At 43.2% G+C, this 20,114-nt stretch carries 16 protein-coding genes; all 16 read right to left on the bottom strand.

Translation table 11 applies throughout. The features are described from left to right. Positions 1 to 52 precede the first annotated feature (52 nt). On the bottom strand, positions 53 to 238 hold the full coding sequence (locus I4W93_RS04500; protein ID WP_205310573.1) for a hypothetical protein: 186 nt from the start codon (positions 236 to 238) through the stop codon (positions 53 to 55). Positions 239 to 256: 18 nt separating this feature from the next. Beyond that, positions 257 to 574 (bottom strand): hypothetical protein, encoded by a 318-nt coding sequence (locus tag I4W93_RS04495; protein WP_205310574.1) that lies wholly within the window; start codon positions 572 to 574, stop codon positions 257 to 259. Positions 575 to 815: 241 nt separating this feature from the next. Then, positions 816 to 4,208, bottom strand: coding sequence for a DEAD/DEAH box helicase (locus I4W93_RS04490; RefSeq protein WP_205310575.1), 3,393 nt, complete (start codon positions 4,206 to 4,208; stop codon positions 816 to 818). After that, positions 4,208 to 4,696 carry a hypothetical protein gene (locus tag I4W93_RS04485; protein WP_205310576.1) on the bottom strand — a complete coding sequence of 163 codons (489 nt, stop codon included), beginning with the start codon at positions 4,694 to 4,696 and terminating at the stop codon, positions 4,208 to 4,210. Before I4W93_RS04485 ends, I4W93_RS04490 begins: the two co-directional genes overlap by 1 nt. Positions 4,697 to 4,708: 12 nt before the next feature. Continuing rightward, positions 4,709 to 5,239 (bottom strand): hypothetical protein, encoded by a 531-nt coding sequence (locus tag I4W93_RS04480; RefSeq protein WP_224673250.1) that lies wholly within the window; start codon positions 5,237 to 5,239, stop codon positions 4,709 to 4,711. Between the two features lie 2 nt (positions 5,240 to 5,241). After that, a complete protein-coding gene (locus I4W93_RS04475) occupies positions 5,242 to 6,279 on the bottom strand; it encodes a hypothetical protein (RefSeq protein ID WP_205310578.1) in 1,038 nt (345 codons plus the stop codon). 41 nt (positions 6,280 to 6,320) lie between these two features. After that, positions 6,321 to 6,485, bottom strand: a complete 165-nt coding sequence (locus tag I4W93_RS04470) for a hypothetical protein (protein ID WP_205310579.1) — start codon at positions 6,483 to 6,485, stop codon at positions 6,321 to 6,323. A gap of 19 nt (positions 6,486 to 6,504) precedes the next feature. Next, positions 6,505 to 7,662, bottom strand: a complete 1,158-nt coding sequence (locus tag I4W93_RS04465) for a restriction endonuclease subunit S (protein ID WP_205310580.1) — start codon at positions 7,660 to 7,662, stop codon at positions 6,505 to 6,507. Then, entirely contained in the window at positions 7,659 to 9,263 is a 1,605-nt protein-coding gene (locus I4W93_RS04460; RefSeq protein WP_205310581.1) for a type I restriction-modification system subunit M, read from the bottom strand. Before I4W93_RS04460 ends, I4W93_RS04465 begins: the two co-directional genes overlap by 4 nt. Positions 9,264 to 9,278: 15 nt before the next feature. Further along, positions 9,279 to 11,144 carry a DNA recombination protein RmuC gene (locus tag I4W93_RS04455; RefSeq protein WP_205310582.1) on the bottom strand — a complete coding sequence of 622 codons (1,866 nt, stop codon included), beginning with the start codon at positions 11,142 to 11,144 and terminating at the stop codon, positions 9,279 to 9,281. Between the two features lie 2 nt (positions 11,145 to 11,146). Further along, positions 11,147 to 14,551 carry a type I restriction endonuclease subunit R gene (locus tag I4W93_RS04450; protein ID WP_205310583.1) on the bottom strand — a complete coding sequence of 1,135 codons (3,405 nt, stop codon included), beginning with the start codon at positions 14,549 to 14,551 and terminating at the stop codon, positions 11,147 to 11,149. Between the two features lie 230 nt (positions 14,552 to 14,781). After that, entirely contained in the window at positions 14,782 to 15,093 is a 312-nt protein-coding gene (locus tag I4W93_RS04445) for a hypothetical protein (protein ID WP_205310584.1), read from the bottom strand. Positions 15,094 to 15,329: 236 nt separating this feature from the next. Continuing rightward, positions 15,330 to 16,670: an McrC family protein gene (locus I4W93_RS04440; RefSeq protein ID WP_205310585.1), complete on the bottom strand. Its 1,341-nt coding sequence runs from the start codon at positions 16,668 to 16,670 to the stop codon at positions 15,330 to 15,332. After that, on the bottom strand, positions 16,667 to 18,562 hold the full coding sequence (locus I4W93_RS04435) for an McrB family protein (protein ID WP_224673249.1): 1,896 nt from the start codon (positions 18,560 to 18,562) through the stop codon (positions 16,667 to 16,669). Before I4W93_RS04435 ends, I4W93_RS04440 begins: the two co-directional genes overlap by 4 nt. Before the next feature lie 35 nt (positions 18,563 to 18,597). After that, positions 18,598 to 19,617, bottom strand: coding sequence for a hypothetical protein (locus I4W93_RS04430; protein ID WP_205310586.1), 1,020 nt, complete (start codon positions 19,615 to 19,617; stop codon positions 18,598 to 18,600). 163 nt (positions 19,618 to 19,780) lie between these two features. Then, complete coding sequence (locus I4W93_RS04425; protein WP_205310587.1) at positions 19,781 to 20,113, bottom strand: hypothetical protein; 333 nt, start codon at positions 20,111 to 20,113, stop codon at positions 19,781 to 19,783. Position 20,114 lies beyond the last annotated feature (1 nt).

Here is a 20,114-nt window from a genome sequence, read left to right as displayed (position 1 = left end):
TCCATGCTCATCACTGCATTTCCCAATTGTTATAATGTTTATTCGTGCATATCTACTCGAGTATGCTTTCTGCAAATGTCTCGTCTTTTAGTTGAGACGCTTCTTGTTCTTGAGGTTGTTCTTTTACTTGGTGTTCTTCATGTAATTCATGTTTTGCTTCCGCCAGAAACTTGCTGTAACTCACTGTAGGCTCTGCTAACAACACCATTGTCATACCAAGTAAAGCTTTTGCCTGCAATCTCGCTAATTGCTTTGGTCAAACAAACCCATTTTTAAACATGAAAAACAACCAAATCAGCAACGCGCCTGAAAGCGTAAACGCCAGTAAAAAAACAAGGCCTATTTTGGTTACATCAGCCACCAGCTGTTGGCGCTGTATGGTAATTTCTTTTAGCAGCTTATCGGCCAGGGTTTCGGCCTGATAGGCTGACTTGCGCATCAGCTCGTCAGCATGGGTGTTAATTAAGCCTATTTTTTGGTCGATTAGTGGCGAGATATCATCATCAATAATTTTCTTCGCCACCTGGTTTACCTGCTCAAGCTCTTTGGTCCAGTCGGTATTAAATAGCGCCATTATACTTTCCCGATTGGTCAGAGCTTGGATTTGATGCTAACTAGCATTTTTTCAGCGATGTTTGGTTTAACTCGGTTTAGCTGCTCACCGCCGCAAGAAGGGCATATATCCGGCACCTGACCTGGAAAACGAACATCGCCCATCGGCGGAAATAGCTTACTCCAGCCGCAAGACGGGCAAATAAGCTTAAAAGCTGGGGTTTGTATAGGCATAAATTTCCTTATTGGGTGACCTTTTGTGATTAATCGGCCACAGAGGCAGAGCTTAATGACTTCTTGTCGATTTTACTTATTTTACTGTTCTTCCAAGCATACTTCTCTGCAGAACTTATAATAACTGGGTACAGGTTCTTACCTTCAGATTCATGGCTCTCAAGATGCCTTTTATTGCCAAAGAAAATTAGATTCTCTTTAGCTCGTGAACATGCAACATTAAGCCTCTTTTTATCTAAGATAAACTGCAGTGAACCATGTGTTCTTACAGTTGAATAACAAACTAGCTCAGCCTCACTACCTTGAAAACTATCGACAGTATCAACTTTTATCGACAGTGTACCGACGTTGATAATTTGACCAGTACCATATGGCTGAAGAAGCTTGCGGATTAACCTCTTTTGAGCTCCATAAGGCGTTATCACAGCAACATCAATTTTTCGCGTAAATCTATTTGATAAATCTATCAGATAGATTTGTATGGCTTTTGCCTCTGCTTCATTCTCAAAACTTGTTGTGCCATGAGGTTTTTGCTGCCTGCCCCAGACATCAACCCAAATTAAACAATCCCGCTCAGCGAAGTCACTGGTATTCAATGGATCTTTTGAACCATTCGTTAGTCGATTCTCGCCATCTTTGGAATAAAACAACTTCGCTACTAAATTGCCAATTGGGGCGGCCATGCGAAACTGTTCAGTCAACTGCGCTGTGCACGCTTTAGGTAACTGTTCGAATAGCATCTCAAAAAAACTGTGCTCCAAAAAAGTTTCTTCAAGAAATGACATTTCTTCTTTTGCACTATCCTCACGCAGAACAGGTGCAATACTTGGCGGGAGTTGATGATGATCTCCAATCAATATCGCTTTTTTTGAACGTAGCAAAGGGATTAGAAGTTCCGGCACTGTAGCTCGACCAGCCTCATCAACGATAGCAACGTCAAAGCTCAAATGATCAACTCCAGCCTTTCTAGCAGCAAGACCTACACATGTAGCACCGATAATATTTTTGTCCATCAACATCGTAGTGAAGAACTCGTCCGAAACATTATGTTGCCCTCCGGACTCTTTGATCTGAGTTAAAAGCGCGCGCCACTCATACAAAGCATCTAATTTCACATCTTCAATTGAATTAACTTTATTTAACGACTGTGTTAAGCAATATTCAATGAATTGCGTAAATATAGTGTCAAAGTGATCTTCTATAATTTCGTCGGCTATCTTGGTCAGATTACCTACCCTTACGACATTTACTCCTTTAGATACTAAATGAGGGTGTTTTTCTTTAAATTTTACTATCGCATTATCCACTGCAGTGTTTTGTTGGGAAACAACTAATATTCTTTGTTTAGGGTTGTCGTTTAAAATTTGATAGAGCATCTCAACAATAACGGTTGTTTTTCCAGTACCAGGTGGGCCTTGTATCATTGCAATATGCTTAGCCGATAACGCTGTTTTAACAGCATTCATTTGGCTTTCAGTTAATTGACTGCTCCAATCAATGTCGTAATCCCACCACTTAGCAATCATATCTGCTGCGCAGGCAGTGGGAGCTAAAAATATCTCTTTGAGCCTTGGCTCAATTAACCGGTCTTCAAAAAATGCATCTAATGCTTGCTGTTGTCTTTGCAAGGCTGCGTTAGGTTTAGTTATAGTTAATCGAAACTTGTTTGCATTTGTAAAATCAAATTTCTGATAACTGAATAGTGGTGCGTCGATAAAAACATTACCTTGCTCCAGTAAGTAGCTAACTTTATTAAGCTTTTTTCGCTCTATTGCTGGGATATATTTTGCTTGAAACTCGTCCCAAATAAGCAAACGACAGGAATGAAAAAAATGTGCACTATCAGATTTCTCTATATCACTCATAAAAGAATACACAGAGCTATCGTTAACAGTTGCAGCCTGGATAATACCGTTATCAATTTTCAACTGGTAATAAGTGTTTTTATCCTGATTAATCATTGGGATACATTCAAAATCAACACTTCGCTCACTCTCTTGCCTACGTTGGTACTCCACAACATGTTGCCAGCGTTTAAAAAACTCTATTTGTTTAGCTCGTTCGAATGCCAAAGTTGAACTAATTGTTAGCTGGCTTACAAAGTTAAGTAATTGTTCTATACCATATTTCCAACCAAACAAATCGCTGCTATCGAGTTCAGCAGTGATTAAGATGAATTCAAACGGCAAGTCTGTTCCAATCTGTGGTTTTTTGTGGATAAAAACGCTCTTAACTCTCAAACCGTCTAGTGATTCAGTAAGCTCGCACTCCAACTCTACCTGCCCTTTTGTAAGACGGATGCTGTAATCGTTTAATTCAAAAGATAAGAAAGACCAATTTGTATCAGTTTCAAAAAAAGAAGACTCTGCCGGAATTTTCACCAAATTGTTATCATCAATCTCGATATATAACTCTAGTTCGTCATACCTTTGAATAGATGGTGCTTTCTCAGTGACTGATGGTGGTGGCAGTTTTTTGCCATCAATTTTGGTTCCGAAAGGATCATGCGCCAACGTTGCGTCAAAACTATCAAAATATACCTCCAAACGCTGCCCAGAAATGCAACGTAAGCTGGTATGTATTAAATTCTGAGCGGGCAGACTTACACTTCCAAGTCCGTCAAAATAACTACACAGATACTGTTTTTTTACACTGGTATAACGCTCAACAACGATCTCTAAAGGTCGGTTTAATCTAATATAGTCGTGGAAAGCAATTCCCTTAGCAACACAACCAAAAAAGCGATTTCTCTGGCCCTTCACTACTAAAATTGGAAATTCATTGCCGTAGCTCAAAGCTAACGCTTTTTGTTTTTCTGCCTCACCGTTAACACCTGTAAAATTCAGAATATGCCGACTTCCTTCAAGGGGCTTATCGATATCTGAAAAATCAACAACCAGTAATTTACCTAGATACAGCCACTCTACGGGTAAAAGCGCATCAGGTACTTTTCGCTGCATCAGCCAATCATAATGCCCTTTCGCCCAAAGCTCGCTAATTTTACTACGCTCATGGCTAAGGTACTTATCGTACTCTATGATACGTAATTTAGCATCTTCTAATCTTGCATATTCTTTTCTTAAAGCAGACTTTCGATATGGGCTAGTGCTGTCGGCATTAATTTCTGATTGTATTATTTCGAACAATTCATTGTAGGCGTTAACTATTGGTTGAACTTTCTTTGCATGAGTATCAAGCTCTTTTAATAACAAGCTCTTATAGGACAACGCCTGCTCTCTTCGCTGCGTGATATGATTCTCACGAAACCGACTTGACGCATTTTGGTATTTACTCCGGATATCATCACGGTCTTGGTATGCTTGTCTTTGGCGTCTTAATTCATCATCAGTCTTTTGATTGTAGAGCCAGGAAACGGCAGCAGCCGTTAAAATAATGCCACCTCCAATCACTAAGTGAATCATTAAGCCTCCTTAGTTTTAACTAGGTGTATAAGACTAACTAAATCCTGAGGAGATATTGCACCACTTTCAACTTGTCTTAAGATTGCCATTACTTGAACATGCGAGTTAGTCTCTGAGATCATGTTTTCAAGATGTTTATTTCGGTTGTTGTCACCATTAACTTTTAATTCTTTTCGCTTTGTTTTCTCTTCTTCCTTAGTTCGAGCAACATCGCTTGCATATTTCTTAATATCAGCTTCAGCTTGGGCATACACCCTTTTTGTTATTTCACGCTCTTTACCGTAATTAAGAGCATTGGAACCCAGCTCGACTAAACCACTCGCTAATGAGGTAAAAATTTGCTGCACCTGAGCACCATCAAGCTTTCCTAACATGTCATTCAGGATTGCTGGACCAGTATCAGGTTTTGTTTCAGAAGTACTTTTCGTAGGTTCAGCTGTTCTATTTCGGGGAACATACTCACCTTGGATTGGCTGCGGTTTCTTCATCCTAACTCTCCTTTATTCAACATTTTCCATTAATATCATTAAACAAGAGCGTAAATAATGATCTAAATTACCCTGTAAATCTTGAAGTTGTTTGAAACTACAACCATTTTCACGCTCATGTCGAATACACGTCTGCATTGTTTTAGCTATATTTACCTGCTTGCCAATTTGCACAATAAAATTTTTCATTTGTAGCTCAGATAGTTTAGCTTTGTCTGACAGCTCTTTAATTCTCTCATCACCCAACGCCAGTGCAGTTTCATACTTAATATTCATTATTTCTAATTGTGATTTTAATTCCGCTTCAATGCGCTTATTTTGGGCGAGTATCTGCTTTGTTATCTCACGCTCACGAGCATATTCAAAGTAACTATTAAAGGCACTGATAACTGATAAGGCTGCATCAGCATAGATGGCTACAGGATTTACCCTTTTTGCCGCGCCTTTAAAGCCATGCTTTACAAGCATCATTCCATACTTTCTTACATGTTTATCTTCAAACAAATGTTCAGCAAACGACTGATATTTATCTACCACCTTCATCACTAATCGATCCTAATTAGATTTGAAAAACTTATATTTTCAATTACTTCAGAGTAGCTAAATTCATGCAATTGCCAGGCTAGTGAAAAATAGTGCTCTATCGACAATAAAGGGTCAAACATCTCGTTCTCTATCGCATGCAGCAGTAATTTATTAGCCTTACCTTCATGAAAAGTTGAGTTATCTTTTAACGTACCATCTACTAATTCAGTACCGTCAACACTGTCATAAAATAAAGGAATGTCGTTATACACTTCGTTGTCATGTTCAGAATAGACGTTTACCAAAGGCGCTAAGCTTCGCTTGTCCAGCCATTCAAAGCCCGTTGGCTGCTTACAGTTGGTCGTTAAAACTAAAAGTCTGGTGTATAAACGCAGTGGTTTTTTAAGGTTATCATTGCGTTGCATCGCATTATCATGTCGCTTTAGCGGCAATGTTATGCAGATACCATGTTGTTGATTTTCCTCAACGCTAAATAAAGTGATATCCCATTCCATTCCCCACTTGCCATTTTTTAAATCTGCAAAATGCTGAAAATCTGAAATAAGCGACGGCAAAATCTCAGGAAGACTTTTCTTAAATCTCTGCGTTTGTTGGAAACAATCTTCAGTGTAATTAGACTTTTTATTTCCCGGAGTTTCGACTTGGATAGCAGAAACAGGTAGTGCTTGTATGGATTCGCAATTGCTTAAAGCTAAGAACCAAGAACTGGAATAAGAGCCATAATTCTGATCCATATAGACTTCAATTTCTTTACCATGTAAGTGACTAAGAGCATAAGCGGTTAATTTTCCCGATTCTGTTAGCTGAAGATCATCGTTAATAAACTTCAGACCTTGTAATCTCTCAATTACAGGTTGAAGTTGGTGCTCATTAAGACCTGTAATGTCATAAATTGATTGTAAAGGTAGCTCATATTTATGCAGAACATTCAGGATGAAATGTGAAATCTCGCCCAATTCAGTCAAAATGCGATGCTTGATTGTCAACCGATACCGTTTGACTGGTAGCCATACTTCAACAACGCTTGATTCAGACACCTTCACTCCTTTTCATCTTTAAATCTGTTCTTCAGCTACCTTTAAAAACCTTTGACGAGCCAAGCCGCCTGCGCGTCGGCATTAGCCAGTAAATCGGGGAATACCTCCGCTACCTGTAGCGCCCACTCCGATACCGTCAGCCAATCGGCCGCGGCACTTAAGGCATAAACGTATTTATCGTTAATGGTGGTTAGTTCGATATTCATAACATCCTTGTTATTTACGTTATAACAGGCCGGAAAAGGCTTTTTGGCTAATCGCCGAAAATTGCTGCTCGTCAGCCAACTCAGCAGTTTTGAGTTTATTTAGCATCGAGTCCGTCAAATGAACGATGTTTTCAAATCGCTCTTGTAACTCAACAGGAGGGCATATCAATTCTTGCTGCTTCATAATGCCCGTATTGAGATTTGGTTGAGTGCCATCAGGAGCAATCTTTCTAAAATGACTTGTAAGCTGATTGAGCCACTTCAGAAGAAAAATTTTGTTAAAACTGGGATTTATTTCATCAAATGCTAACCATCCATCGTGCACACAGCCCGCTTTTTTCAGTATGCGGGCGAATCCAAGGCTTACTCCACAATTTGCGAATATTAAAGCACCTTCATTTAGATAAAGGCTTTTTTCAGCACCAGCCTTAGTGACATATTCCTTAGTATCATGAAGGTAAATTTGATCACCCTTTGATCCGTCTCCAATTTTTATCCATGGAATTGTTCCCCCGAGGAACTCTTTGATTGGACGAGGTGAAGCTCCCCGACGAATTCTGACGATATCCCCGAGCTTTTTAACCTCCCACCCCTTCGGATTGGTCACCGGATCGCCGAACATTTCCAAAAACACGGCGCGGAGGAAGTCGTCGGCGAGTTGGATGGCTTGCTGGCGTTTGCGACGGATGGCATCGGCTTTGTCCAGTATCGCGGCAATGCGTTTTTGCTCGGCTAGTGGTGGAAGTGGGATTTCAAAGTTCTTTAAAAAACCGGCTGAAATATTCGGTTGAGCCCCACCGGCCCCAGCATTTACAAATACAGGTTTACTGTGTTTTAAAAAGTAATAAAGATAGTCGGTGTCTACCTTCTCAACAGGCGTGAAAGCCGCGCACGCTTGATTCGTACAGGCTGTGATTCTGAGTATTGAGCAGGCACCGATGGTTGCCCCATACATGGCAACTAAAACAGTCCCAGAAGGATAAAGTCTCGTCGAAGATGCGTTTAACCCAGCAGAGGTAATGTATTCCGAAGCATGCTCAATATACCTATGATGCAAATCGCCTGTTTTTATCCACGGAATGTCACCATTCTCGTAATATTCAGGAACAGACCTAGAAGGAGTTCCGCCAGATGTGACCTTAAAAAGATCTCCCAATTTCACCATCGGCCAACTCACAGCATGGCCTCCAGCTCATCCAGATCAGCCATAATCTCGCTTTCCAGCGCTTTAAGCTTTTTCAGAATTTGCTTAGGGTCTTCGTATTGCTGTTCGGCATACACCACTTGTTTGTAGCGGTTTATCGACAGGTCAAACTTGTGCTCGATGATATCTTTGGCATCTACCACAAAGGCTTTTTGTTTCTTATCGCCAAAAGCTTTTTCAATGTCAGCCTCTGCGGCATTGCTTTCCACCAGCTGGCGGTATTGCTTCCATTTGGCAATCGCATCTGGCAAGTCATTACTGCCCTCGCCTTTAAGCTCGGTGCGTTTGTCATCCAGCGAGTAGCCATCGGCTTGTAAATCATAAAACCATACCCGCTCGGTAGTGCCGCCTTTGGTAAACAGTAAAATGGCAGTGCTTACCCCAGCGTAGGGTTTAAACACGCCACTAGGTAAGCTGACGATTCCTTCAAGCTGATTGTTTTCCAGCAGTTGCTGGCGTAATTGCTGGTGTGCTTTGGATGAGCCAAACAGTACGCCGTCGGGCACGATCACCGCGGCGCGGCCGCCAAGCTTAAGCGAGCGTATGATGTGCGCGACAAACAACAGCTCAGTTTTTTTGGTTTTAACCAAGCCCAGTACATCTGGGTTGGTGTTGGTTTCATCCAGGCTGCCTTTAAACGGCGGGTTGGCCAGCACAATGTCAAAAAAGTTCTCTTCCTGGCGTGGGTAGTGCTCTTTAATCGATTTACTTAAGCTGTCTTGGTACAAAATATTGGCACCATTAACCCCGTGCAGCGCCATATTCATGCTGGATACGCGCAGCATGGTGGTATCAAAGTCAAAGCCCCAAAACATCTGCTTGTTGATATGGTCACGATACGGCTCTAACTTATCACCGGTGAAGTGCTTGTTGCCGTCTTCATCGGTAAAAATACCCGCGTCACTGGAGTGCACGCGGTTAAGGTATTCCATGGTGCGGGCCAAAAAACCTGCGGTGCCGCATGACGGGTCGCAAATAATGTCTGTTGGCTGAGGGTTCATCAGCTCAATCATGGCATCAATAATGTGCCTTGGGGTGCGAAACTGGCCGTTAATACCGGCGGTAGTCAGCTTACTAAGCAGGTATTCGTAAATATCACCTTTAACATCGCTTTGCGTTAGCGGCAGTGCGTCCACCATTTCAATAGCACTTACCAGTACCGACTCGTTTTTTATCTCTAAGTCGGCATCTTGCATATACTCGCCAATATGGCCAAGCGCCTCTATGGCGCTGCCTTCTTCGCCTAAGCCGTCTTGCTGATCAGACTTTTTACCCAGCGTGGCGAAAAACGGAAACACCTGTTGTTTTAAGTGGTTTTGCAGCTCTTTACCGCTTTTTTGCTTAAAGTTTTTCCAGCGTAGCAGTTGGCCTTCCGGTGTATTGGGAAACAGCCTGGAGAAGTCTTTACCCGTGCGGTTGGCTTTGCGTTCGGCCATGTCTTCCTGCATGTCGAGCATGCGGGAAAACATCAGATAACTGATTTGCTCAATTACCGTTAATGGGTTGGTGATACCGCCGGTCCAGAATTTCTCCCAGAGTTTGTCGATATCGTTACGAATTTGGCCTGTTAGCATTGCATCGCTCGCTTATTAATTTACTGCTGTTTCTGATTCGGGCTGGGATGCTAGCAGAACATCGCCTGCTATGCGGCTGTTTTCTGGTTGCTGTGTATTTTCTTCAATCGGTTCGACAATTAACGATAGCCGCTCGGTTTCAAAATCCATATGTGCCGCTTCCAGCTGTGGCAAACTTTTGCTCACCTTAACGGACAACTGATTAAAGCGGTCTACCTTGCCATATAACCCCTGTTGACCAGCAAGCGCAGTTACCGTGGCGTTATAGTGATTGCTGACGGTGCTTAAGGTGCCGCCCAATTTGCTTAAGCGCTCAGCCACCAGGCAAACCTGATTAAAGATATCACCGGCCTTCTCACTTATTTCACGTGCCTCAGCATTGCTGCGTTCGATCATCCATAAGTTTGACACGGTGCGAAGAATTGGGATTAGTGTGGTGTGTGACACCAGCACAATGCCTTTCTTGTAACCATATTCAAACAGGTCTTTGTTGTTTTTCAGTGCCTCGATATAGGCAGGTTCAATGGGCATAAACATCAAAACAAAACTGGGACTCCGCATGCCAACTAAATTGGTGTAGTCCTTAGAGGCTAGATCATCAATGTGTTTGCGTACGGCTTTGGCGTGCTCAAGCATTGCCAGATTGTGCTCTTCTGGTGTTTCTGCCGATATAGCACGATCATAGGCGTTGAGAGTAACCTTACTATCGATAATGATGTGCTTACCATCGGGCAATTTAATTAAATAATCAGTTTGTTTATTTCGTCCTTCAGCATCTTTAAACGGGCTTTGTACTTCAAAATGCGCATCTTCAATTAACCCACCCATTTCAAGGGTACGTCGCAGTTGCGCCTCTCCCCAGGCTCCTCGCTGCTGTGAGTCACCCTTTAAAGCAGACGTGAGGTTATTTGCTTCTTTGCTCATTTGCAGGCCGATATCCAGCACCTTTTTAATTTCTGCATTCAGGGTGCTGTTACCTTGTAGCGACACGTCATGCACTTCATTAACCCGCTTTTGGAAGCCTTCAATTTGCTCACGGAACGGTTTAAGCATATTGTCGATACTGGCCTGGCTGGTATGGGTAAAGGTTTTACCTTTCTCATCGAATATTTTGTTGGCCAGGTTTTCAAACTCTTTGGTAAGCGACTGTTTTGTTTCGCTTAGCTGCTGCATTTGCTCTTTAAAATGCTCTTCTTTGCGCTGAAGAGTGGTTCGCAGTTCAGTGTGTTCGTTACTTAACGTCTGATAGCGTTCCTGGAGCTGGCTGTATTTTGCTTGCTGCTCTACCGATTGCTGTTTTACCTCTTTTAACTGTTCACGGGCATCGTTGTTTGAGGCTTCAAGCTCTTTGGCATTTTTTCCTTCTTGCGCCAGAGCATCTTTTAGCCGGCTGACCTGTGTGCGTTCTTGTAATATATCATTCTCGGCTTTATTTAAACGATCACGCAGCTCCTGCACTAGCTCTTTTTGAGCAACATTATCTGTTAATGCATTTTCAAGCTTCTTCTCTGCCAGGTGCTTTTGATCTCGAGCAGTGTCGAGTGTTTGGCTCTGCTGTTGATACTCAGCCTTGCGACTGGCCAGCTCATCCGTTAAACGCTGCTCATTCGCTTTTGCAGCATCGAGCTGGCCCTGCAGTTTACTCTCTGCCAGTTCTTTTTGCCGTAAAGCCTCGTCTGCTTGAGAAAGCCTATGCTGCAACTGCTGGTTTTGGTTGCTGGCTTGATCCAGCGCTTGCTGTGCCTGTTGTAACTGCATGTTTAGTGCTGCCACAGTACTGCTGGCTAATGCTTTAGCGACAAAGTAACCGAGTGCCACTAAGACTACTGCAGCGACGATAGCGAGCACGATTAAACTGGTGGTCCATTCAATATTTTGCATTGTCACTCCTGTGAACCTTTAAGTTGATTTTGGGGTGTTGCCGCTGCGGATTGCATAAAAGGCTTAAGCACTGAAATTAAATCGGTAATGTCATCAGCTGCAAATACGCCATCTATACCCTCATGCGAGAGCGAGGTAAAAGGCGCATCATAAAGTTTTTCAATCACAATACTGCCATGCTGGGCAATATAGGTTTTAAGCAGGTTCATAAAACTCACCTGCTTAGCAGTAAGGGTGGGATGGCTATGCAAAAAGCGTTTGAAGTGCTCTTCTATAGCTTGCACGTCTACGCCGATCATTTCCCGCACCGTAATATGCAGCTGCTCAGCCGTTCTGCCGTAAAATTCGTTTAACACCTCAAGGCTGACACCCGGATGACTGGTTAAAATGGTTGAGGTCAGGCTTTGTAATTCTTGCTCGGCAATAGGTTCGCCTTTGCGAATTTTTTGTAAGGTTGGATTTGCTGCAACCATCTGCTCTAAGATGGCTTTTAACCTGCGCCGATAAAGCATGGCTTCATTGGCACCGGCAATTTTTACTTCCCGCTCGGTTTCGTTTACCCCAGCATCCCGGGTGCGGGTGGTTGCGGTGTCATAACCCGGACCAGTTGCTTGTTGGCGGTATTTCATAATGCCCCGCAGCTCTTCCCGCACCTGTTCTAACATGGCTACACTGGGGTTTTGCCAGAATGCCCCAGTACGAACCCTGGCAATTACCGCATCTTTTTGCCTTACCGCCTGAATATTTACCGCGAGTTTATCCAGCTCGGCCAGTAACTCGTTGCGGCCATCCTCAAAACAGCTGGCTTGCTCTACCAGGCAACGCTCTATAGCGGCCATCAGTTTATCTAACTGCGTGGCGTGCTTATCGCGCAGCACGCGAGCGGCCATCAGTGAGGCAATATCGTTTATTAACAGGTGCTGGGTTTTAGCATCCAGCTTTTTCAGTAAATCTGTCTGTTGTAGTTGATGCACCACGCGCAATTTTCGTCTGACGGCAACACTGTTATCCGGCAAGTCATTAATGTCGGCGCGTAAAAGTGAAACGGCCGTATCAAACGCCTCGGCATGGTTATGTTTTAAGGCAGCCTGAGCCAATGCTAACCTTGCTTCGAAGGTAGTTTGTAGCAGCGATTTACCGCCGGTATCTTCCGGCTCCTGGTATTCCTGTTCAAAAAATTCAAAATTGCCGTAATGGTCAAAAATTAAAAATTCGGTTTTATGCTTACCCAGCCCGAACAAATTTGGCCGCAAGCGTGTTCCCCGGCCTATCATTTGCCAGAACTTTACCCAGCTTTTAACCGGTTTGGCAAAAACTAAGTTAACCACTTCTGGCACGTCGATACCGGTATCAAGCATATCGACCGAGATAGCAATGCGAAAATCGTTGTCGGCCTTTTTAAATTCTTTAATCAGGCTTTCTACATGTGGAATATCGTTGTGGATAACCTTACATACCTTGCTGCCGTATTGCGGGTAGAGCTTCTCGCAAAATAACTTGGCTAAATGCTCGGCGTGGTCCTGACGCTGGGCAAAAATAATGCTTTTCCCTACCAATGAACCGGTTTCATCTTTAATGCCGTTATTCATCAGGTTTTCCAGAATGATACGGTCAGTATCCTCGCTGAAAATTTTGCGACCAATGTCTTTACCGGCAATAGTGGTGTTGCGGGCTTCTTCTTCGCCAAGATCTTCTTCCAGCTGTCGCTGCTGCTCTGCCGTTAGCTGGCTGTAGTGAATGCCATCGCGCAGAAAATCGGTAGTGAGATCTTTTACTCTAAACGGCACCAGGTAGGCGGGCTCGTTGTTGATTGCCGCATCTAAACCAAATTCAAAAGTGGGATCGGTGGTTTCGCAGTCGAAGATATCGAAGGTATTACGGCTGATAAACTTCACCGGCGTTGCCGTTAACCCTACCTGCAAAGCATCAAAGTAATCGAACAGGTCGCGGTACTTATTATAAATACTGCGATGCGACTCATCGGCAACGATAAGGTCAAAAAAGCCGACATCGAGCTGGGCGAAGCGGTTTATCATGCCTGGGTAAGTGGCAATATATACGCGGGCACTTTGGTCAATTTTGTTAGTTTCACCAATAACACATCGTGGCTCAGAGGGCAGGCTTTGTTTAAACGCATCATCGGCTTGCACCCGCAGCTCTTTTCGATCACATAAAAACAGCACGCGCTTAGCCCAGCCGGTTCTTAGCAGCAATTCTGCCAAAGCAATGGCAACCCGGGTTTTCCCCGTGCCGGTGGCCTGAATAATTAATGCTTTGCGTCGCTGCTTTTGAAAATGTGCTGCGACCGTTTTTATCGCCTCAATTTGATATGGCCGATCAGCGATATTCAAATCCGGGTTAAACCGCTCAAGTTCTGCCGCGCGATATTGGCGCTGGTAAATCACGTAGTCGAGGCTGTCTTTACTATAAAAGCCATAAACCGGCCGGTAGGTGTTGTACTGGGCGTCATCCCAGATAAAGGTTTCGTAGCCGTTGGTGTAGAAAATTACCGGCCGCTGATACCCCATACGCTCAAGCGAGTCTGCATACATACGCGCCTGCTCACGCCCGGCCTGCAGGCTGGTGTTGCCTGATTTTTTTGCCTCTACTACTGCCAGTGGCTGGCCGTTGTCGGCCCATAGCACATAATCTACATACCCCTTACCGCTGGGGTTATTCGGAAATTCAACTTCGACTTCCTGCCCCACTTTATCTGGGTCAGTAACATCCCAGCCTGCTTGCAGCAGCATGGCGTCAATCATTAACGCCCGGGTTTTAGCCTCACTCCACTGTAGGCTGTCAGCAACTTGCTGGCTTTGTTGTTTTTGCCGTTGCAGTACAGGCTTCGGCGGCAAGCCGATTTTATCGGCATTCTTTGCACGCTCAGCATCAAGCTTTTCGAAAACCTTTTCCAAATCTTCTTGCTGTTTTTTCAGTTCCTTCTCGTATTCTGACACCGTTTTCTGCAGCTGATTAAGTGCTTTGGATGGGTCTTGTACTTCAACGAAGGCTGGGATGCTGTTTTTATCTTTGCCGTAATATTTTACTGCCAGGTAAATTGCCAGTTGATGAGCCGTATGCAGTGCCAATTGCGCATTTTGCAGTTCGCCTTCGGCACCATGTGCAGTATCGTTACCTTTAATACGGATAAAGTTGATTTGATAGATAAGTGACTTGCTTACGCAGTCTTCAAACACCGGGCTTTTAATCAACTCATAGAAGCTTGCTTGCGGCATACGCGGTAGCAACTCTTCTTTATAGATAGTTTTGGTAAGTTCTTCGGCAAAACTACGCAGACGCACGAGTGTGCTACCCGGATCGATATACAGAACCGCTTCGGCCAGGCCGCAAAGGTTAGCCAGATTATTGTTATCTGGTCGTAAAAATTCAAAATTAGTCGAGTTCATATTTTGCATTTGTTCCTGTATCAATCGGCTTGGATATTATCTTTTGTTAGTAGCATCAAACTGACTGACACAATTATTCGTCCCTGAATTAGCAATACCTATCGAATTTAACTCTAAAAATCATCACTGTACAGTATAAATAATCAAGCCCCCTTAAAATTGTTCAAGGCATAACGCTCTGTCAGAACATTGATTTTCGGGGTGAATTACAATAGTTCTGTAACATACTTTTATCTAAGCCGGTTAAACGCCGGTTCGTCAAAGTAGTCATAATCACCCAGCTTTAATGCCTGTTGGCGACGGTCGTATTCTTTTGGCTTGCGCTCTGCCACCGAAATACCAAACACGTCTTTGTGTACATCTTCCATCAACTGCTTTACTTCCGCTCTGCTGCACAGTTCAAGCAGCTCGCCAGCATGCACAAACCCCTGGGCACGAAAGCGTAACTCAGCAGTATCTTTACTCGCTTTACTGGTATTAAAAATGTCGGTAAATTGCTGTTTAAGCGCAATTAAAAACAGCTCGCGCTGGGCATAGTTCATTTTGCTCTCCTTGGTTCGCTTAAGGTGGCATCCCTGCCTGGTTAATCTCTATTACATCCTGTTGGTGCGCCCTGCACCTGTTCCTTGTCATCTGCGTTTAACTTTATGTAACCAACAGTGACATGTCATCCGTGTGCTGTCATATTAGGGCGTTTCGAAATTCACGCCATACTGTGCAGATGCTCAGTGTACGTTTTTCAGGCAGATAACCTGATTAAAGGGAGCGATGATTAACCTTATGCAGGATTTAAATGAGGTAACCCCACTGCGGTTAAATCTAGACGTACTTTTGCTCGATGCCCTATATCAAATGGGATCACATACAACCGAAGCTGATGTTCTTCGTCAAACACAAAGCTATGCTGCAAGGGTTTATCAAACTGGGCGCTTTTGGGGTAAATAAGAACCAGCTGACCGCTGCTCGATAAATACTTGTAACCGTATGCGAGCATTTGATAGAAGTCTGCCTGTGACAAGCCGAATTTGTCTTTGCCGTCGCTTTTGGTCTGGTCTAAAAGCTTCCATTTTGTATCCAGAATAATGGATGGCAGTCCTGCTGGCATTAACATCAAATCTGGCTTCAACAAAAAATATTTTTTGTCACCGTAGAGCACAAGAGATTTTCCCTGCACCTGCGCTGTTAGCTGAGTTGCAGCGGGTAAATTTTTGCCTAAGTAATGAGCAACAAAACTTTCGAACAATGCTTCCATAGGAAATAGCAAAGAATAAGCCTGGTGCTTACCGGACATTGCTTGCGGTGACAGGCCATCCAACACTAATCTCGCCCATTTAAGTGGCACGTCATAGTGCACCATGCCTCTTTGCAAAGTTATCGCCGAAAAGTCGCGTTTGTGGTCTTTACTAAATGGGATCTCGTTGAAGGCAAATAGCAGCTCCTGACACAACTTGTGATTTCTATTCAGTTTGGTGTACTTGGAAACGATAGCTAATGCCGAGTGAATGACTCTATTAGCCGGTTTGTCGGTCAAATAGTTATCAAACTCAACAAAAAACCGATGCTGGTTGATAAAGTTGTGTTTCAGCTGTTGGCTATGCAGTAACTTGCCTTTTAAAAACGTATTGTTACTTTGCTCACGCACATACTCACTTCTGATACCTTTTTTAATCAGCTGGTTAACTGAATGCAAAAACTGCGCGATGAATACTTCCAGCAGTGGCATTTTTTGCGTTTTAATACCTGCAACCTCGGTTTGCAGATGCCTGAACTGTTTAAGCGATTTCAGCATCATAAACAGAGATTGTCGGGCACTATCCACCTCTGTGGCATCCGAAGCTGCTTTAGCCACTTTAGGCAGAATTTCGATTTGAGTTCCATCCGGGCATAGCACAACACCGGCATAGTTTTGTACTTGTAATACCTCTCTGCCCAACGCTATTTTTAGCTTTAAAAACCGTGATTCTGTTTCATCGCATAAGCAGCATTTTTTCAGGTAATCAAATGCCGCTGTCGATATTGTTTTCACTGAATCATGGGCAGGCTTATCACTTGCGCTTAGCAAGCCGTATTCAAATACAGTAATGTTAACCGGCTTACCACCTTTAGCTTGAAGCTTCATTCGGTTTTTGCTTTTTCATACATGTTTATGTAGGTAGCAGGACTGTGCCATAAAACATCATCAAATTTAGTAAGATTAAATGTATCAACCCCTCTGTCAAAGCTTTCCTCATCATCCGTATCACCAAACAAATCTGAAAATTCTACTTTTTCTTTTTTGATCAGTTGCATGCTTTTTTCTTTTCGATTGTCAGCAAGAACTAAACGGATTTTCTGCCAACTCTCGAAGAAGTACTCGGCCATCAGTGGAATAATCTTTGTTTGGAAGCATTTTGCTAATTCGGTTAATGCTTGTTGTTCTCCGGCTTTTATCGCAGTAACGACCGGCATGAAAAAGGCGTGGCCAAGCATGTGCTCTCGATCATAAAGTGCTGCGATACGTTCATTAAGCGTATCCAAAAGCTTTACAAGATCGACTCCACTAACGGTATATGCATTACCGTTATCATCTCTTAAAGCATCATAGTCAGGCATCATTTCAATAAAATCGAAACGACGTCGAAGTGCCGTATCCATTAACGCCAAAGAGCGATCGGCGGTATTCATGGTGCCGATAATGTACAGGTTATCCGGCACCCCGAAGCTATCGCCGGAATACGGTAATATCACTTCGAGGCTTTCTGGCCGCCCAAGTCGTTTGGATGGCTCAACCAGAGTGATAAGCTCGCCGAAAATTTTGGAAATATTGCCGCGGTTAATTTCATCGATAATCAATACAAAGTTTTTACGCTTTCTGTCTTTCTGCGATCTTACAGTAATGAGTTTCAAATGCTCTATTAATGCTAGGTAATAGGGTTGCAAACCACCTTTGATAGTTTTTTCGTTGTTGTAAATTGCTTCAAGTGTTTTCACACTTAGTGAATGAACCGAATCCCCTTTGCTTTTATCAAAGCGAATAGTGTTATTCGTGATATCAGTGATGGTGAAGAAAGTTTTCTTACTCAATGTTGAAATTTGTATTCCTGACTCAGCTTCTGACAATGTCCAACAAAATTCCAACCAACGTTCTTTAAACTCACTTTTATCGGTTTCATATGCTGCAGTTCTATAAGCTTTTGCATCATCACAAATAGCTTTAAACACGCCGTCTTTTTCAAAGTAAGTTAATTGATTCCCCTCAGTCTTTGCACTCAGCCCTTCAACAAACTCTTCGTAACCATAACTCTGGTGAAAAGTGACAAATCGTATCCGTTGCTCTTTTACCAATTCGTCATATCGAATTTTGTAAGTTTTTCGAATTTCATCTTTGCTTTCACTATTAATTAATTTTTTGAATCTTGGTTCTGCAGCGTCTACAGCTAGCTGAACTGTGAGGTACGTTTTACCAGTACCTGGAGGGCCATAAAGGATTTGGTTTAATGGCATGTTCAGACTATCACTCTCATACTCCACACTTTCAGAGTCATCGTCTACAAACTGCTCTTCAACTTGTGTTGAAAGTTTTTCGTAGGCGCCACTCAAGTCAAGATTAGTTAAAAAGTTAATTAGCTCGAGTTTTTTAGGGAAATCGATGATCAAATATGCTGATTTCTTTGCTCCTTCACGTACTTTTTCTTGTCTGGAGTGAATTTGACCATCCTCTTCCAAAACAAAGTTAATAAAATCTGGCTCTATAGCCTTTGTATATTCGTATCTATGAGATAAATACTTGTTTACTTCACCTCTTCGTTTATTACCAATTGCGGTAAAAGATGACTGAACACGCTGTTGAAGCTCTTCTCTGGTAATTATTTTGATGCCGCTGTCATGACTTTCGCCTTTGTTCTCATTTTCTAGTTCCGCAAGGCATTTAAATACTGCGATAGCATAAAAATCCGGCTTCCTAGTTTCTGAGCCAGATAAAAAATTACTGACATAACTTTTATAGTCTTCAAATCTTTGGTTAAGATCCATAATTAGTTTTTTCCTACGAAATTAACTTGGCACTATTATGACAACAACGAGCGCAGAATTGGTTTACTGCGACCAAAACTGATTATTTTGATTTCCAGTCCACTGTGTTTGTAAAAATCATTAGCGTTCTCTATCGCCTGAATAATCCACTCTACCGTATTACCAAAGGCCCCTCCGCCCAACAGCGTTAAATAAACCTGATTATTGCCGGTTCTCTGGGCATTAATCACTGCGGCAGCCAAGGTTGCGTTATACGCTGCCTGCAAAATTAAACTCGCCAGCGGTTGCCACAATTCACTGCTTTGGTGACTGTAGGCTACTGGCATGGCAGAACAATAAGCCTGGCTAACTAAATGCGAGTAATTCTGTAGGGTTACCTGGGTATCGTATTGCACACCGATTTTTATCGAACCGGAAAGTTCTTCAATTTTTGCAGGCGATAGTTGTTCGAGGGTGAGATTAATCGCCTTTAATTGTGCAGCGCTTGGCAGCGCATAGCCATTTTTCATCTGCCACAAGCTTTCAAAGGATTGCTTAGCATGTTCATTGACTAGAGGCAGCAACTGTTGCTCGAACTGGTCGAGCATATTTAGCTGCCGTTCAGCAGTTTGGCCAATCTCACCATTTACCGGTACAAAATAATTGCGGTAAATAAGCCCGCCGCCACATGCCATAGCGCAGGCAGGGCCTTGGGTGCGGTCATTTTCGTATCCGGTTACACCCATGTCTGGTGTGACATCGGGGTTTATCATTTCAAGCAAGTTAAACTGTGATGCTACCTGAAACAGTGCGCCAGCATTCTTTGGATCCGCATGCAGACTTTGTACATCGGCGATCACTTCTTGCACACTGATTGGCTGAGCATTAAAAGCAGAGCTTTGCATAACTGCGGCAGATTCCGCTTTCAAATCAGCCAAAGTCGGAGTGACTAAATGCCCTACCTGAAATGTTTTACCATTGGCACGGCTGGTCAGCACGCCGTTTTCTAACGAAAGCATTTGCTGAACTTGTGCTGCGCCCTGTTCGGTAAAACCGGTTAGATGTTTAAACCACATAGTCACCTCCTTCTTGTTAATCTTGCGTCCATGCCTGGCATCCTTGCCAATTCCCCAGCATCCTGAAGGGGCTCCGTTTCATAACCGCATCCTGCTGCGATACGGTTATGGTATTGAATTAAAAAATTAAGGCTATGCTGAGTGTTTACCCAGTGTACGGTTTTCAGCTAGATGCGAGTTTTTCCAACACAGCAATAACATGCTTTGGCTCAACCCAATCTTCATCGAATGCCGCTATTAACGCCTGCTCGATGGCGTCATAAAGTGCAAACCTCTCAACCAGCAGTGCTCTTGCATGCTCTGCGATACGTTGATATTCATCTGTGATCTCATTTTCTACGCAGCAGGTTTGCATGGGATCGGCTAAATAAAATGCTTGGTTTAGCTGCTCAGCGCTAAAGTGGCCAGTTGGCCGGGTGGGCACACTGACAAAGTTCGCATTTTCAAACGATGCCCCATTAAAGCGGTACGTAACTAACGCGCCTTGCTCAGCCACT

Origin of the sequence: Rheinheimera maricola, from assembly GCF_016918075.2 — a bacterium.
Lineage (GTDB): Bacteria > Pseudomonadota > Gammaproteobacteria > Enterobacterales > Alteromonadaceae > Alishewanella > Alishewanella maricola_A.
Note: the sequence above shows the minus strand (reverse complement) of the source record. Positions and strands in the feature narration are given on the sequence as shown.